Origin of the sequence: Limnobacter thiooxidans, from assembly GCF_036323495.1 — a bacterium.
In the GTDB taxonomy this organism is placed as follows: domain Bacteria; phylum Pseudomonadota; class Gammaproteobacteria; order Burkholderiales; family Burkholderiaceae_B; genus Limnobacter; species Limnobacter thiooxidans.
Genome location: NZ_AP028947.1, coordinates 3,369,142 through 3,386,481 on the forward strand (window position 1 = coordinate 3,369,142; position 17,340 = coordinate 3,386,481).

A 17,340-nucleotide genomic window follows, 5' to 3' on the forward strand; every position below is an offset into this window, starting at 1 on the left:
GGCAATTTTAAAAATCCGGAGCCAACCATGAGCATGAACGAAGTTTCTACCCCGATTACTACATCTTTCACATCCACAGTCCCGGCGGGAACTTCCAAGGCCTCCACAGCCCCCTTGAGCACCCAGGAAAAAACCCAGCTTACAGAAGAACTGATGTCTTCATTTGCAATGACCAAGGAGCAAGCAGGAGTATTTCTCAATTCAGTTGACCCTGCGCAAGTTCGAACCTACCTGGACTTGGCGAGCGGCAAATCAAACATCTCCCGTGATCAGGCCAAGCAAATGTGGGGACTCTCGGACGAAGAACTCGATAAAATGTTTGGGAATCAAAAAACACTCGGCGTATTCGACAACCCTTTTGGTGACTTGTTCATCCGCTTTTTGATGTTGAGTTATTCCTTGGGTCTTGACGTCAAGAAACTGATGATGGATGTCTCAGGACTACGCTTTGATCAGGCGGTTGATGCCGCACAAAAACGACTGGATGGAGCAACGACCGAGTTTGCCTGCGCCATGGCGGCGGCTGCGATCTTTATCGGCTTTTCAGGTGCAAGCTTCTACAAAGTTGCCCAAATGCGAAACGACAAAACAGTCAATCCTCATGACCCAAAGTGGCAATGGTACAGCCCCATGACAGCCAACCTGATGACGCAACCCATTACTTCAGGTGGACAGTTCGGTAAGGCACTAGAAGACTACGATGCCTCAATACTGGATGGACACAATCAACTACTCGACAACGTGTACCAGCAACTAAGCACCGCCTGGCAAGGTTCCAACGATGCTCAACGCGGCTACCTCGCCGGACTTTAATTTCGTATCAGGAGCAATCGCATGTCAGCAACCAGTACAGTAAACACCGCCTACGTGCCTAACGCAGGTCTCACACCCAGCAACGTGGACGGCGACGGGAATGAGAACATTGGAATGACAGTGGTCGACGGTGAAAACAAGTTCTACTACAAAGCAGGCAAAAGCGTATTTCTCTTTAACAGTGAGGCTGAACGCCAAAGCATGCTGGAGTGGGCCAGCTCGGTCAGTGGCGTTGCCATCGATGATCTTGAAGCAAAAGACGTCAAAGGTGTCGTCAACAAATATGAACTGACCACCGACTGGAATACGGTATCGGATTTATTCACTGGAGATGATGGCAAGGAAACTCGGGCATGGATGATCACTGTCAAAACTCCAATTTTTGACAAGATTGATACAAAAATTTCTAAAGATTTTTTTGGTGGAGAAGCCCCATTTTTCTCGCCCGGATCAGAACAATACCTCAAGCATCGCACATTCAATTTCAATGGAGATCCAGCTGTAGATGGTGGGCAACTCGCTGGTTTGACTGGCAGCGCACAGTTTCTTTTTAACAAGAACTATGAGGGCAAGACTACCACGCCTACTGACCTGGCCGCCTTACCTGACCCTGTTGAAACGCTGTGCAAATCACTTTTTGGAAGTGATGTTGCCATTACCCAGGAACACCTCAACATCCTCAAACTGATGGGATTGGTGACAGGTGATGCGACGAAAGGTGTAGGCGACTGGGCCTTGTCTACTGCAGGGCAAACCAGCTCTTCCAAACTTGCAGAGAAAGAACCACTCAAGTTTATTGCTTCCATGGCCACACTGGCCATGAAACCTGAAGACCTCGTGGAAGCTTCTGGCGCGTCCGTGTTCTTCAAGGGTGATGCATATGCCCCAGTTGCAGACTCGAACCCGGCGAAAAATTATGCAGCAACAGATGTTGAAAGCCTGGCCAAGAAAGTTTACAAGAACATGGAAGGTACAGTCGAGACCTTGCCGGCTGGACTTGGAGCCACTACAGGACAGAAAGACAGTATTCTGAAACTTGTTACCAATCTTCTGAATTTGCCCGCCACCACCACTTGGGAACAATTGACACCATCTCAAATCAACACCGCTATTTCGATGGGGTTGGCCGCTTACAACCCCACCACCAATGCGCTGACTCTGACCGGCAATGGAGCTACTTACATCAGCAGCAAGGCAGCTGTGCCTGCCACGGCTCCGCCCGTAACAACAGCTGCTGCCGAACAAGATACTGGCTTGAAAGCCTTCTGGGATGCATTGAATACGTTCTACACCACGGGTGGTCCACTGGGCGCAGATCGGGCAGAAGTTCACCGGCATGATGCGGGTGTCAAGAACGATCGCTTTGGCACTTTGGGTATTGGAGCGCTGGGCCAAGCAAGTGCCACAGATGAGGATTTCTGGAAGGATGCTGAACTGAGTCATTTGAACGGAGACCAGCGAACACAGCTTATCAACGCCAGCAACACCCTGCTTAAACCGGAATACGGAACATACCTTGCCCAAGTAAGTACCCTCAATGGCGGTTCAGGTGAAGCCAATGTTTTCCTGACAGGTCAAATGAACACCTGGCTGGTGAACAACCATGGCGACTGGCAAGGTCAGGGTGGCGCTGGCAGCGACGACAGAGCAACTGCAAACTTCAACAATGCCGCATTTGCTGTACCAGCCACTTTTGTATTCGATGCAACTGGTTTGTCGATGAGCGCCGAGACTACCGCCAGCATAGACGCCATGTCGGCAAAACTGTTTGGTAAAAACTTCTCGGCCATGACAGCGGACGAGAAGAAAAAAGCGATGTACATTCTGACCTCTTCGTTCAACACCTTTGCTTACACCCCGCCTGTTTATGCAGAGGTGGCCGGTGCTACTGCCGATGCGAAAACCACGAACAGGGTTATCACTCCAGGAATGGTGTATACACGCCCAGGCATTGTTGTTCCCGGAAGTGTTTCCCCCAGTGAACTCGCTGTGCCTGAAAAAGTAGAAAATCAAGAAGCAGAGGATGAAGAGGAGTATGAAGAGAACTGGTACGGAAACTCTTGAGATCCCTCAACTTCAGAATATGTTGAAATATGGCTAAAATTGGCTGGGTCAATATCGCGGAAAAAGCAGCATTCGCTTACCCGTCCCCGAGAAAGTTTATTCCTCCAAAAGACATGAATACGCTTTCGAAGGGTTTTTTATCTTGCCCAGCCATGCGACATTATTTTGATGACACCTACATGGTTTGCAGTGCATTTTCATTGAGACTTCGAAGGGTAACCGAGGGGAAAGGATTCACAATTCGACCCGTTTACCCTTTCACCAGTCTTGCAACCAATCAAGTTTCAAAACTAGTCAAAATTCAACCTGAGTCAACTTGGCGCAAGCCTGAACGTGTTGTGCTACAGATATCGACTCCTTACCTGTTTTTTTCAGATGATCCAATTGAAATAGAACAGATGCACCCAACTTTAGGCGACAGCGACTCACTGAACTGGAACCTCATACCAGGTCGATTTGATATTTTCGCCTGGCAGCGTGCATTGAACTTTGCTGCGGAATGGGACAGCCTCCGAGGAGACTTCATTCTTCGAACAGGCGACCCTATGTATTTTTTGAGATTTGCAGGTGATTGTAAAAAGCCCAATGAACTGATCGAGTTTCCTATGAGCAATGAACTGCGGGAACGGCTTCGACTTTTTCGAGGCATTGCCGCAGTTAGGCGTGGCACTTTCGGACTGATGGCTGAAGCTTCACGTGCACGGGAAAACATCAAACTGATGGAGTAAGCGGGCGATGACTGGAATATTTGTGAATGAGATAGTGTCAGTGTATGAACACGAGGGCTGCGCCACCCTCACGCTTGCTTATCAAAACAAGACACAACCGGCTGAAAACACGGAACCATCCCCTATGACCGCTGATTTGATCAACATTGTCATGCCAATCAAACAACTTTCATCCCTGCACTTGGCACTTTGCAAGACTTTGGGTTTGTCGCTTGATGAAGCACCTGACAAGTATCAGTTGCAGACTCATCCAGAAGAGTCTTTGGGTGAACCCTTGTTTACATCTGAAGGCTCTTCTGCCTGATTGTTGGCAGACAGCTGGAAGACAGCACGAAACACCTCTGCAGCCAATTCCAGGTGATCTCGCTGAATGTACTCATCCACTTCGCAATCACTGTAAATCATGCGAGCAAGCTTCACATTCACAATGATAGGAATACCCAATTCCGTTGCACGCCGGCGAATCTCGAATGCCTCGAGGTCTTCACCCATGGCCACAATGTAGGGAATATCATGAACACCTGGCTCATAATCCAATGCGACAGAAATATGGGTTGGATTCGCAACCACGACTTTTGAAGAAGTGATTCGACTCAAGGACGAGTTAAGCAGATTGCGGTGCTCTCGTTTGCGATGCTGAACCATTTGCTGGTTTCCATACATCTGCTTCTGTTCGTCCTGTACGTCGCTGAGACTCATTTTCAGATTCTTTAACCAGTTTTTCCTTTCAATCACCCAGTCAAGAAATGCCACGACAATAAAGGCGGCTAAAGTCGTGAAAATCACCTTCTTAAGTACGCCCTCCAGCAAGCCCAGCATTTCTTCCATGCCAGCCCTGTAGCTATACACCATGTCATTCAGCATACCGACAAAAACCTGAAACACAACCCAGGCGACAATCAGGACTTTGCACAGCGCCAGCAGGAGTTGGAGTACGGATTTTTTGGAAAAAAGATTCTTGAAGTTTTGAACTACATCCAGTTTTTTGAATGAAGGCATTGCGGCCTCTGGAGCCACAAGAAAGCCGATTTGAAACCAGGTGAGTAGAGTGGTAGCAAGCGCACACACGGCGACAATTGGAAAAGTTGTCAGCAAGAACACTTCAAAAGCAGCAGCAATTACATCGCCGGAAAAATGGTGGGGAGATTGAAGCCCAGCGGTGACGATCACATTCATCAATTCTGTAAAGTGATTTCGGTAACCGGGCATGGACCAAAATATGACGGCATAAGCAATCAGCAAATTGAATACAATCTTGATGTCTTTGCTGACAGAGACTTGGCCTTTCTTACGGGCATCCTCAATTTTCTTTTGGGTGGCTGGCAGGGTTTTTTCACCGCTCATCGTCCTACCTCCAGCAAGGTATTCAATGACTCACTGTATTGTCTAAACAACCAGAAGATGTCCTCTTCTGCAAAATGCAGCAAACCAACCAAGGCCAGTATCCCGAACAGACTTTTCAGGCTGTATTCCATGCTGTACACCTGAAGTTGCTGTGCAAAAGCAGAAATGATCTGAACTGCAAGTTCCACTGCCAGCACAGCAATCAATACTGGCCCACTCAACAGCACCGCAAAAGTCAAACAATCCGCTGCCAGGCGCAGCAGGGTTTGGAGCCATAGATCAGCACCCAGCAGACTGAAGGTTCCCGGTGGCATCAGTAGATAACTTTGAAGCAGGTGCACTGACACCGCATGTAACCCAGGACCGGCCAGAATCAACGCAGTAAAGAAGTAGCCAAACAATGTCTCGATTGGAAGTTCTTCACCCGCATCATTTCCTGTGACTTGACCTGCAAACGTAGCACCCCGGTATACATCCACCAAGGCACCGAAACCCTTGAATGCATAATAGGGAAATGCGATGATCAAGCCCAACAATGATCCGATCAACACCTCACTTAAAAAGGTAAGCAAAGTGAATGCAGGCGCCGTTTGAGGCGCTGTGAAATACTGCGTGGAGGCCAGCACAGGGTAAAGAATCAACGCACTGCCCACTGACATTTTGATCAAGTTGCTGCCATTGGCCTTCGACAGCAGAGGGAAAAAAAGCATGAAGGCAATAGTTCTCGGCAGGTGATAGGAAAGCACCGAGACAAACTCTCGAAGCGGGTCACCAGTGCCAATGAATAACTCTTCCACTTATTGCCCCGGCAATGCAATCAGAGTGAGAATGGCCTCTGTGAATTGCATCAATGTTCCCGCCATCCATGGGCCAAGCATGACCAGTGTCAAGGTTACACAAAGCAGCTTGATGGCAAATGGCAAGGCCTGGTCCTGCAGCTGAAATATCGCTTGAATAAAACCCAGCACAAAGCCGATCACCATGGTGACGATAACTACTGGAGCCGCCACCAGGAAGGACAGCCACAGCGCCTGGTTCACGTAGTAACTCAGCATGGATTATCCCAAATAAGAATTGACCAGGCCTTGAAGAATCTTGGCCCATCCTTCTATAGCCACAAACAGGATGATTTTTAAAGGAACGGTGATCGACATTGGCGACACCATCATCATTCCCAAGGCCATCAGACCACTGGAAACCGCCAGATCAATAATGACAAAAGGCAAGTAGAGATAAAGCCCTATCCTGAACGCCTCGGACAACTCAGAGGCCACAAAGGCGGGCATGACCACAAACAGGTCGGATTTACTGACGGGCGCTGCGTTGTACTTTTTCTGAAACTGCTGAGCTGTGTCATAAAATCTTTCCAGATAATCCGGATTCAGGTTGTTGATCATGAACTGCTTGAAGGGTGGTACGGCTTCATTGATGGAGATCAATACCTCCACACCCGTGACCGGCATTTTCCCCTCAGGTGCAAACCGTTGCCCGGCGTCAGTAAGAACCGGCCCCATGATCAACAGACTCATCACCATGGAAATACCGTACAACACCATGTTGGAGGGCACTTGCTGCACACCAATTGCATTGCGAAGAATCAAAAGAACTGCAGAGATTTTCAGGAAGGAAGTTGCCGTAACAGCCACCAAGGGCAATATCGACAAAGAGGCGATGGTAACAACCAGTCCAATTGGATTAATCGACTCTTGCATGATTAGTTCAATCCAGCCGCTTGGTAATTTGAATCATGACCTGGTCCTGAAAGTTGACCAGTTCACCTTCAAGAATGGGTGAACCCATGACACAAAGCTTGACGTACGGAAGCGAATGCTCGCGAAGTTCGATCAAGGTACCTGCCTGCACATTGCATAGATCATTGAAAAGGACAGTGGTTTTTCCCGCATGAATTTCCAGCTGAATTTCCTCGAGTGGTGCAATTGGGCTGCCGTCAAGCAGGTTGTCCTGCGTTTCAGAGTCGCCGATGTCATCGGACCCAAAATAAAGTGTGGTGTCTTCTTCGTTCATTTGAATGAATACCTCAAATTGTTTTTTCAAATTTCTGTGATTCTTGAACCGAATCCCGCCACGGAGTCGGACTCCAACATCAGGGACGTGAAAGTTCTGCACAGCCAGAAGATCCCCCTCTCCAAGTGAAGCCAATTCCTGTGTACTCCACAAGCTCCGGGTGGGGTATATGGAAATAACTGACGGGATACGTATAGCGCACCCCATTCGCTCATGATTTCTCCAGAAGTCGGTGCTGTAGGTTCTGATTTTTTGGTCCAGACACTGAAGGGTTGGGGTGTCTGCTGTCATCACGACTTTGCACTCGCGACGATGATCAAGCGCAAGGTAAGTGACAGGTTCCTTGGCAGGCCATTCCTCAACAGTCAGAAACCGGTGAATCTGGAGACTCAGCATTAAGGCGAGTTCACTGACAGCACTGACCACGATGTCAAAGATGGGCACAATTTCTTCCGCATTCCAGTGAACGAGACGCGGCGAAACGATACAACCTGTGCGCTGAAATACATACGCAGGATCAACCGCCAGATCAACCTGATTACCCTCTTCGGAGTACGCCAGTAACCAGACGCTGGTACTTAGTCCACCTGTATAGGGGAAGTTCTGCGTGTAGCGTAGCGACAAGCCACTGACAGTAGGCGATTCAAATGGATAGCTGTATTGAACCTGTTGGCATTGCCGGGCATAAATTCGTGTTGATACACGGTCGTACCCTACTTTTCTAAGCCCTGAGACCAGCCAGGGGCTGGGTTTTTCATCCTGCGGGGGATCAATGACTTCCATATCCGAGCTCAGTTCTTGCGCCATTCGATGACCTCTTCAATGGCAATTTTTTTCTTCTCTGCAACCTTTGCAATTTGCATACTTTCTTCGAGTCGTTCGTTGGAACTCTCGAGCCGCTTCTGAGCCAGTTCAATGTCACGATTGGCATCCATGATCTGTTGTACACCTCTCAATTGCATCTTGGAGAAAGCCTCCACTCGATCGATTTTCACAAACTGGCCACTGACCAGTTCGCCCAACCGTTCCTGCTGAAGCTGACGCACCTGGATTTCAGTCGCGGTCAACGCCTGCACCTTGTCCACTACGTCTTTGGCCATTGAGTTTCGTTCCATTTCCCTGGCACGAGCTGCCCGACTCAAGGAGTCGGCGCGCATTTTTCGAATCTGCAGAATGGAACGGAGGTCTTTATCGATTGAATCCATTCATTGTGTCCTGTTCGGTAATTGCAAGAAACGACGAAACCAGTTCTTCAAGCTGCCTCAAGGCCTGTGCAGGGTCAACCGGCTGCATTCTGTTCTGCTGACACCAAGCGTCCAGCATTGGTTTAACTTTCACAGCTTCATCGATTAGCGCGTCTGTTCCTGTTTTGTACTCATTTAACCGAACCAGCAATTCGACTTCCTGATACAGGGAATAAATCCTGCGAAGCCCTGCTGCAGCACGCTTGGTTTTTTCGTCCGCTACTGAATGCATCACCCTGGACAGGCTACGTAACGGATCAATGGCGGGGAAATGATTGCGCTCCACGAGTTTGGGAGTCAGAACAATGTGACCGTCAAGCAAGCTTTTCGCTTCGCTGGCGATCGGATCGTCTTCAATGCGGTCACCTTCCATGAGCACCGTGAAAATCGCGGTTATGGAGCCGGTTTCAGTGCGCCCCGCTCTCTCTACCAAGGCGGGCAAAATGGAGTACACCGATGGGGTAAAACCAGCCTGTGTGGCAGGTTCACCTGCCATCAAACCGATTTCACGCTGGGCCCGGGCCAGTCGGGTAATAGAGTCGATCAACAGCAGCACCGACTTTCCCTGATCCCGCAGGTACTCAGCAACCGACATGGCTGTGAATGCGGCCCGCACGCGTTCTATGGGAGATTTGTCAGAAGTTGCGCACACAAAAAAACTGCGCTGACGGATGGTGCTGTCTATTTCATTTTCAATGAATTCCCGAAGCTCACGACCCCGCTCTCCGACCAGACCAAATACCACGGCATCGACTTTGGCCCCCCGGACAATCTGGGCCATCAAAGTACTTTTTCCACAGCCTGGTGGTGCGAAAATGCCTACCCGTTGCCCCACACCGAAGCTGAGCAGGTTATCGATTACCTTGACTTGGGTAATAAGCGCTTGCTTGACGGGAGGACGACTGGTGGCGGGTGGTGCAGGCCGAATGACCGGGCTTGCATCAGGATCAAGTGACAATACACTGTCACGTGAGTTCAGTGGATCAGCAAGGTTACGACCCATGCCGTCGAGAATCAGTGACAATTGCCTCGCACCTGGTTTGACGGAGTGTGGGCGGCCCAATGGCCTGACTGTAGAACCCAGCGCAATTCCCACTACGGATTGCAGACAGGAAATGGTGGCCAGGTTCTCTGTGAAAGCGATCACTTCGCCAAGTACGATTCGACCATCGGAAGCTTCAATTTCGCACAATTCACCCAGCAAGACAGTGGGCAAGTGTGCCTTGACCACAGACACAACGATTTCGGACACATAACCGATTCGCCGGACAGGATTGAGGTTTACAAGCCTTTCCCGCAACTGGTCGATGGTTCCCTGTTCCAGTGCAGCCAGGTTATTGGCCTGCATTAGAGAGGTACCTCATAGGTGGCAACACCCTGAAAAACCACTTTGTTGCTATCGATGCTGGAGATTGTCAAACCGTTGTAGCTTCCCCCCTCAAACAGCATTGCGCCATCGCGCAACACCACGGCGGGTGCCCTGCCCAGGACAATCTGCTCAACGTCGATCGCATCCACCTTGAGCTGCTCATTAGTGAACTTCAAAGCAGCATTCAGTTCTACAAAATTGCCATAATCCCTAGCGTAGGCAGACAGTTGCCGCTCAAGGGCGATTCCCTGTACTCGTGAAAGTTCGGCATTGATCTGAATGCGGTTTTCCTGCCTCTCTGCAGAAATTCCCTTGGTGTCCAATTGCTGGGCAAACAACTCCAGATCGCGAAGAACATTGATGGCCATGGTCACCCCAATGGGCACTTCAGCGGCTCTCTCTGCTTGAGGGCCTTTTTTGCCCAATACACTGGCTTGGGTTTTGGCCACACCGGCTGTCCCGAAAAACAGGATCAGTGAAGTCATTAGCAAACAGACAATGAAAAGAAAGGCAACAATTGCACGTGCACCCAAGCCCTGCAGAAAACGCAGAAAGGTGTGCATCATGTGGAATGAACTTTCCCCCATGCGCGACGCAATACTGTGGCTGACCGTGATCAAAGTCATGTCCAACTGGATGTGACGATAATCCAGCGTGACGGTTTGGGAGGGGAACAGTGTGTTTTCTACTTTGCTATTGTCAGCAGAAAGCAGTTTGGCCCCAGGGTCCATTCCCTCAATGACATACCTTCTGCCATACCGGCTTAATGTAATCAATGAATCCGGAATTTCCGGGTCACACAAAAAGACGTCTGCCCTGGAAGACGCGCCCAGTGTGACAAAAGCTTTTGTCAAATTCCATACAGCCCCGGCGTGAAGACCGGATTTGGCTTTGATTTGCAGTTGCATCATGGTGACTCAGTTCCTGCTTAACGATTTGAAGAATGCAACTCGGTAATTGCAATGTTGCCAAGCACTTGTATTTCCAGGTTGGATGAAACCTCCTGATGGGAAAGGACGGGTATGCAGAACAGTGATCGCTCGATCATCTGGCGAATATGGATTCGACAATCCATGGAACATACAATGGCTGGTGGGAGGTCTTCGTGAAGATAGGGGCCCATTTGCTGCTCGATCATCGCCACCATTTCATTGATTGAACTGGAGTCAATATCAAGATAGCTGTTGCTACCTTGACTTCGAACCGACTCACGAATGATCTGTTCAAACTCGACATCCAGCAAAAGAATTCGCATGGTTTTGGATTGAGAGTACTGATGACAGATTTGTTCATGCAGGGACCTGCGAACCTGTTCTGTAATGACATCCACATCACGTTCACGCTGCCCCCACTCAATGAGGGAGTTAAAAATGGTCCGGAGGTTCTTGATCGACACACGTTCACGCATCAGCTTTTGCAACACTTCAACCACCTTGGTGGTGGGCAATACCCTTTCAAGCTCCTTGAGTTGCTCAGCGAAGCGATCTCCAAGGGAAACCAGATGCCGCTGGTATTCATTGAGCGTAAACATCTGATGAATTCTGCTGACCAACAAAATTTCCACCTGTTCAAGCAAGCGCGATTCGTATGTTTTGTAGACTAAGCCGTGCTGGTCCAACCTGGGCTTGAAAGTTGGCTCACACAGGTGGTGATACCGCCCGGTGGTTTTGTCTTTCTCAACAGCAAATTCAATTTGAGCATCAACATTCTGGATTTTTTCAGTTGGCTCCAGAATGCTCATCCGTTTTTCGGACAGGTTCAGGCTGAGTGCAGGCACACCGAAGACATAGACCTCCGCATAGGCCTCACGGTGGCGCGTCAAGTCAAACAAGGGGAGAACAATGCCGAGTTGTTCAACTTGCCTGTTTCTGGCGATTCTGCAAATGTTTTGGATCTGGTTGATGACTGTAGGCTCTACGTCCTCGGGTACCCGAATTTGCAGGGGGGCATAGGTGTCAGTGGTCGTGACATCTTCCAGGGCCTTTCTGTGGTCAGGTCCCATCAAGTCCGTAAACTGCTGTTCAATATTGATTTCCTTGGGCTTCTCATCTCTACCGGACATGAAATACCAGCCCGTAAAAAATGCCAGGGAAGTAATCACGAAAACAGGTGCGGGCATGCCTGGAACAAATGCAAACAGCAGGCAAAACACACCACTGATTTGCAAGGCATTTGAGTTTCGGGACAAATCCTTGAACATGTCGGATGCGGTGCTGGAACCCTCTTCTTCACCCTTGGTAACCCGGGTCACAATAAGGCCTGCAGCAACGGAAATCAGCAAGGAAGGAATGATGGCTACCAATCCGTCGCCTACGGACAAAATGGAATAGATATTGGCAGCTTGAGAAAAGCTCATGTCTTTTTGCAGCATTCCCACTGCAAGTCCACCAAGCAAATTGACCCCAGTGATCACCAAACCGGCAATTGCATCGTTTTTGACGAACTTGATGGCACCGTCCATGGCTCCAAAAAGCTGGGACTCTTTCTCAAGGTTTGCACGCTTTTGTTTGGCCATGCTTTGATTGATCAAACCAGACCTGAGGTCGCTGTCAATGGACATTTGTTTGCCCGGCATGCCGTCAAGTGAAAAACGTGCTGCCACTTCAGCGACACGTTCAGAGCCTTTGGTTACCACCAGAAAATTCACCACCGAGATGATGATGAAAATGGTCAGACCTACCGCGATATTTCCACCCACCACGAATTCGCCAAAGGTCTGAACAATGTGGCCAGCGTCGGCCTCAAGCAGAATTTGACGTGTGGTCGAGATGGTCAAGGACAACCGGAACAGCGTTGTCATGAGCAGAATGGCTGGAAATGAGGAAAAAGCCAAAGGGGTTTCAATCAACACCGCACTAATGGCCAACAGGATTGCGATGGAAATGTTAACTGCCAGCAGAATATCCAGCATCATGGGTGAGAGTGGCAGAACCATCATCACGACCATCAAGATGACCAGTGATGCACCCACAACTTCAGATCGCGCAGAAGCGAGGCGCGCAAATTTATTGATTGTTTCTATCACACGGACACCTTTAATTTTTCTAAAACTACTGGTGTTACTTATGTGACCAATAAATCACTTTAGTTCATAGTGGGCATTGGATTTTTCCCATGAATTCTCATGAAAATTTCGAGGACCAATTATCGGATTGAGCTTTGACATACGCGTAAGCAATTCCGGATACTGGATTTCATCCTCAGAGAAACCAAGGTTGAGATACAGGCGATGAGCGTGTGTGTTCTCGGTGTAGCAAAACAGTTTAAGGATGGCGCCTTCGACAAAAGCACGGGAACAAGCATGTTCAGTCAAAAGGCGACCAACACTGTGCCCTCTGTACTCGGGATGACACAAGACTCTGGCAAGCAGTTTTTCGAATCTGGTTCCATGCAGCTCGGCATAGCCGACTGCACGCCCATCCACCCAAGCCAGGTAAACCTCCAGAGGCTGGCCTGGATGGAAGCGTTCTATGGGCTCGCCAAACTGGTAATCAAGCCCACTCCAGAATTTAAACTCTTCCTCACTCTCAACCCACGCGGCAGCTTGTGCCAGGGTAGCCAACATATGATCACGGTCGTGAATGGTTTGAATTTCAAGCATGAAATGGATCCTCCTGAGGGTGAGTGCCCGCTTCATGCTTGATGGTTCAATTTAATGTGCAGGTTGGCTTACCCCACTAGAACCGTTGCCAGAGCCCGCCGTAAATCAACTTCGTCCCTGGCAGAATGAGTCAGCAAAGCCTGAAACTGATCCTGGCCGATGGTTCCCACATTGAAGTAATCGCTCTGGGGATTGGCAAAGTAGAAACCACTGACACTGGCAGCCGGGTTCATGGCCAGGCTTTCGGTAAGTGACATGCCAATTTCATCGCAGTTCATGGCTTCGAACATGTTGCGCTTGATGGTGTGTTCCGGACAGGCTGGGTAGCCGGGTGCCGGGCGAATGCCTTGGTATTTCTCGGCGATGAGATCTTCATTGCTGAGGGTTTCATCGGCCACATAGCCCCAGAGGTCTTTGCGAACCCGCTGGTGCAGGCATTCAGCAAAGGCTTCAGCCATGCGGTCGGCAAGTGCTTTGAACATGATGGAACTGTAGTCGTCAAGCGCGGCCTGAAACTCCTTTTCCTTTTTCTCGACGCCCAAACCGGCAGTGACGGCGAACAAACCGATGTAGTCGTCGCCCAGCCCTTTCGGTGCAATGAAGTCGGCCAGTGACTTGTTGGCAATGCCTTCGCGCTTTTCGCCTTGCTGACGCAGCGGGCTGTAGGTGAACAGCACATTGCTTCGCGTTTCGTCTGCGTACACTTCAATGTGATCGTCGCCAACGGTATTGGCAGGGTAAAACGCCACGGCTGCATTGGCTTGCAACCAGCGGCCTTCGATACACTTTTTCAGCATGGCCTGGCCATCTTCAAACACTTTGCGTGCTGCTTCGCCCACCAGTTCATCTTCCAGCACGCGCGGGTAACCGCCGTGCAGGTCCCAAGTCTGGAAGAACGGAGTCCAGTCGATGTACTGGGCGATGTCGGCCAGGTCGTAATTCTTGAAGTAGCGTTTGCCGATGAATTTTGGCTTGGGTGGCGTGTAGGCGGCCCAGTCAATTTTCTGCTTGTTCGCGCGCGCGGCTTCAATGGAGATCAGCGGTTGTGCCTTCTTGTTGGCATGCTGTTCGCGAACACGTTCGTATTCGGTTTTCAGGTCGGCCTTGAAGGTGTCTGCGGACTCATCGGACAACAGATTGGAGGCCACGCCGACAGAACGGCTTGCGTCTGACACATATACGGTTGGGCCTTCATAATGCGGCGCAATTTTCACGGCAGTGTGTACACGGCTGGTGGTGGCTCCGCCGATCAACAGTGGAATGCCCCGGTCGCGGAAATACGGGTCACGTTGCATCTCGCTGGCCACATAGGCCATTTCTTCAAGCGAGGGCGTGATGAGGCCGGACAAGCCAATGATGTCGGCATTGATTTCCTTGGCCTTGGCGAGAATTTGCTCGCAAGGCACCATGACACCCATGTTCTCGACTTCGAAGTTGTTGCACTGAAGCACCACGGTGACAATGTTCTTGCCGATGTCGTGGACGTCGCCCTTCACAGTGGCAATCAGGATTTTACCCTTGGCTTTGGCGTCGCCACCAGCGGCCACCAACTGCTTTTTCTCTTCTTCGATGTACGGGATGAGGTGGGCCACCGCCTGCTTCATGACGCGGGCGCTTTTCACCACCTGGGGCAGGAACATTTTGCCGGCACCGAACAGGTCACCGACCACGTTCATGCCGTCCATGAGCGGCCCTTCAATCACATTGATTGGGCGACCACCGCGTGCTGAAATTTCAGCGCGGCATTCTTCGGTGTCTTCAACAATGAAGTTGGTGATGCCGTGGACCAGTGCATGCGCCAGGCGCTTTGCAACTGGCTGGTTGCGCCACTCCAGGTTTTCTTCCAGCTTTTTGCCGCCAGCCTTGAGGGTGGCTGCGAATTCGATCATGCGCTCGGTAGCGGTTTTGCCGAAGTCGGGATCGTTGGCAGGCAATGTGGGCTGGCGGTTCAGCACAATGTCTTCAACGCGGGCTTTGAGTTCGGGCTCGAGGTCGTCGTACACGCCCATCATGCCGGCGTTCACGATGCCCATGGTCATGCCATTTCTGATGGCGTGGTACAGGAACACGGTGTGAATGGCTTCGCGGGCGGGTTCGTTGCCGCGGAAACTGAAGGAGACGTTGGACACGCCACCGGAAATTTTGGCGTGCGGCAGGTTTTTCTTGATCCAGCCGGTGGCTTCGATGAAGTCGTTGCCGTAGTTGTCGTGTTCTTCAATGCCTGTTGCAATGGCGAATACGTTGGGGTCGAAGATGATGTCTTCAGCCGGGAAGCCGACTTCATTGACCAGAATGTTGTAGGCGCGTTCGCAGATTTCGGTTTTGCGGGCAAGCGTGTCGGCCTGGCCTTTTTCATCAAAGGCCATGACGATGACGGCGGCACCATAACGCTTGCACAGGCGGGCCTGGCGCTTGAATTCGTCTACGCCTTCCTTCATGGAAATGGAGTTGACCACGGGCTTGCCTTGCACGCATTTCAGGCCAGCCTCGATGATGTCCCATTTCGAGGAGTCGATCATGACGGGCACGCGGGAAATGTCGGGTTCCGAGGCCATGAGGTTCAGGAACTTGACCATGGCTGCTTTGGAGTCGAGCATGGCTTCGTCCATGTTGACATCCACGATTTGCGCGCCGTTTTCAACCTGCTGACGGGCCACGCTCAGGGCTTCGTCGTACTGCTCGTTCAAAATCATTCGGGCAAAGGCCTTGGACCCGGTGACGTTGGTGCGCTCGCCGACGTTGATGAACAGGCTGTCGTCATCAATATTCAGGGGCTCAAGACCAGACAGGCGGCACTTGGGTGCGATGGTGGGTACAGTGCGGGGCTTCTGATCTTCCAAGGCCTTGGCAATGGCGGCGATGTGGTCGGGCGTGGTGCCGCAGCAACCGCCGGCGATGTTCAGGAAACCGGCCTGCGCGAATTCCTTGACCAGGCTGGATGTGATGTCGGGTGTTTCATCAAAGCCGGTGTCGCTCATCGGGTTGGGCAGGCCAGCGTTGGGGTAGACGCAGATGGGTACATCGCAAATCTTGGACAGCTCGGCCACGTAGGGGCGCATGAGCGAGGCACCGAGGGCGCAGTTCAAGCCGATGGTGATGGGCTTGGCATGGCGGACCGAGTTCCAGAAGGCCTCAACAGTTTGGCCTGACAGCACGCGACCGGACGCATCGGTGACCGTGCCGGAAATCATGATGGGCAGTTTGTTGCCGGAGTCTTCGAAATACTGGTCGATGGCGAACAGTGCGGCCTTGGCGTTCAGGGTGTCGAAAATGGTTTCGACCAGCAACAGGTCCACGCCGCCTTCTACCAAGCCTTTTGTTTGCTGGTAGTAGGTTTCAACCAGTTGGTCAAACGTGACGTTGCGCGCGCCGGGGTCGTTCACATCGGGGCTGATGGACGCTGTTTTGGGCGTGGGTCCGAGCGCGCCAGCGGCAAAGCGGGGCTTCTCGGGCGTGGAATACTTGAGGCAGGCTTCTTTACACAGGCGGGCGGCTTCGCGGTTCATCTCGTCAACGAGGTGTTCCATGTCGTAGTCGGCCTGGGCCACGGTGGTGGCACCGAAGGTGTTGGTTTCCAGAATGTCGGCACCCGCGGCCAGATACTGCTCATGAATCTCGGTCATGATGGCAGGCTGGGTCAGCACCAACAGTTCGTTGTTGCCCTTGATGTCGCGATGGAAATCAGCGAAGCGTTCGCCGCGGAAATCGGCTTCCGTGAGTTTGTAGCGCTGAATCATGGTGCCGGTTGCACCGTCCAGAATCAGGATGCGTTTTTGGAGTAATTCACGGAGTTGGGCTTCGACTGCAGGGCCGTTGACCACCAGTGTGGTGGGGTTGGCAGACGAAGAAGCGGAGCGCGTGTTCATCGCGGGGCCTCTATTTGATGCAAGGGTTTGAAAACAGGCTGCATTTTAGCAGGGAATTGGCGGCAGGCGTGGTGAATTCACGCTCTAAAGCCGGTAGCAGGCGGTACGGGCGCATGGCCTTGCTTGGTTTGCTCAGGCGTAGGTTGCTTCTTCGTTTGCAAAGCGCGTGACCTTTCTTCGTTTGCTCAGGCGCATGCCCTCTTCCGCCAGAAAGCCTGACATCCCCCTTGTTGTTGAGTTCCCCGACTTAAGCGCACCCGCTAAAAAGCGGGCGGGCTGCGCTTTC

At 51.1% G+C, this 17,340-nt stretch carries 14 protein-coding genes; 3 read left to right on the plus strand and 11 right to left on the minus strand.

The window, feature by feature from the left end; all coding sequences use genetic code 11:
- The first annotated feature begins 27 nt into the window (after positions 1-27).
- Genes RGQ30_RS15390 through RGQ30_RS15400 form a run of 3 tightly spaced genes read left to right on the plus strand, consistent with a single transcriptional unit; the run spans position 28 to position 3,605 of the window.
- On the plus strand, positions 28-813 hold the full coding sequence (locus RGQ30_RS15390; protein WP_130557384.1) for a hypothetical protein: 786 nt from the start codon (positions 28-30) through the stop codon (positions 811-813).
- A gap of 21 nt (positions 814-834) precedes the next feature.
- The gene (locus RGQ30_RS15395; protein ID WP_130557383.1) at positions 835-2,877 is read left to right on the plus strand and encodes a hypothetical protein; all 2,043 of its coding nucleotides are present in this window, start codon (positions 835-837) and stop codon (positions 2,875-2,877) included.
- A 29-nt stretch (positions 2,878-2,906) separates the two neighbouring features.
- A complete protein-coding gene (locus RGQ30_RS15400; RefSeq protein WP_130557382.1) occupies positions 2,907-3,605 on the plus strand; it encodes a hypothetical protein in 699 nt (232 codons plus the stop codon).
- 246 nt (positions 3,606-3,851) lie between these two features.
- Here the strand turns inward: RGQ30_RS15400 and RGQ30_RS15405 are convergent, their stop codons facing one another.
- The 11 genes from RGQ30_RS15405 to metH all read right to left on the minus strand — a co-directional run bounded on the left by RGQ30_RS15405 (position 3,852) and on the right by metH (position 17,054).
- Entirely contained in the window at positions 3,852-4,949 is a 1,098-nt protein-coding gene (locus tag RGQ30_RS15405) for an EscU/YscU/HrcU family type III secretion system export apparatus switch protein (RefSeq protein ID WP_130557381.1), read from the minus strand.
- Positions 4,946-5,746 (minus strand): EscT/YscT/HrcT family type III secretion system export apparatus protein, encoded by an 801-nt coding sequence (locus RGQ30_RS15410; protein WP_130557380.1) that lies wholly within the window; start codon positions 5,744-5,746, stop codon positions 4,946-4,948. Before RGQ30_RS15410 ends, RGQ30_RS15405 begins: the two co-directional genes overlap by 4 nt.
- On the minus strand, positions 5,747-6,004 hold the full coding sequence (gene sctS, locus RGQ30_RS15415; RefSeq protein WP_130557379.1) for a type III secretion system export apparatus subunit SctS: 258 nt from the start codon (positions 6,002-6,004) through the stop codon (positions 5,747-5,749).
- A gap of 3 nt (positions 6,005-6,007) precedes the next feature.
- Positions 6,008-6,661: a type III secretion system export apparatus subunit SctR gene (gene sctR, locus RGQ30_RS15420; protein WP_130557378.1), complete on the minus strand. Its 654-nt coding sequence runs from the start codon at positions 6,659-6,661 to the stop codon at positions 6,008-6,010.
- Between the two features lie 7 nt (positions 6,662-6,668).
- Positions 6,669-7,781 (minus strand): FliM/FliN family flagellar motor switch protein, encoded by a 1,113-nt coding sequence (locus RGQ30_RS15425; protein WP_130557377.1) that lies wholly within the window; start codon positions 7,779-7,781, stop codon positions 6,669-6,671.
- Positions 7,766-8,179, minus strand: a complete 414-nt coding sequence (locus RGQ30_RS15430; RefSeq protein ID WP_130557376.1) for a hypothetical protein — start codon at positions 8,177-8,179, stop codon at positions 7,766-7,768. Before RGQ30_RS15430 ends, RGQ30_RS15425 begins: the two co-directional genes overlap by 16 nt.
- Positions 8,163-9,566, minus strand: coding sequence for a FliI/YscN family ATPase (locus RGQ30_RS15435; RefSeq protein WP_130557375.1), 1,404 nt, complete (start codon positions 9,564-9,566; stop codon positions 8,163-8,165). Before RGQ30_RS15435 ends, RGQ30_RS15430 begins: the two co-directional genes overlap by 17 nt.
- Entirely contained in the window at positions 9,566-10,498 is a 933-nt protein-coding gene (locus RGQ30_RS15440; protein ID WP_130557374.1) for an FHA domain-containing protein, read from the minus strand. Before RGQ30_RS15440 ends, RGQ30_RS15435 begins: the two co-directional genes overlap by 1 nt.
- 17 nt (positions 10,499-10,515) lie before the next feature.
- Positions 10,516-12,612, minus strand: coding sequence for a type III secretion system export apparatus subunit SctV (gene sctV / locus RGQ30_RS15445; protein ID WP_130557373.1), 2,097 nt, complete (start codon positions 12,610-12,612; stop codon positions 10,516-10,518).
- Positions 12,613-12,666: 54 nt separating this feature from the next.
- Positions 12,667-13,188 (minus strand): GNAT family N-acetyltransferase, encoded by a 522-nt coding sequence (locus RGQ30_RS15450; RefSeq protein WP_338284556.1) that lies wholly within the window; start codon positions 13,186-13,188, stop codon positions 12,667-12,669.
- Between the two features lie 68 nt (positions 13,189-13,256).
- The gene (metH, locus tag RGQ30_RS15455) at positions 13,257-17,054 is read right to left on the minus strand and encodes a methionine synthase (protein ID WP_338284557.1); all 3,798 of its coding nucleotides are present in this window, start codon (positions 17,052-17,054) and stop codon (positions 13,257-13,259) included.
- Between the last annotated feature and the right edge of the window lie 286 nt (positions 17,055-17,340).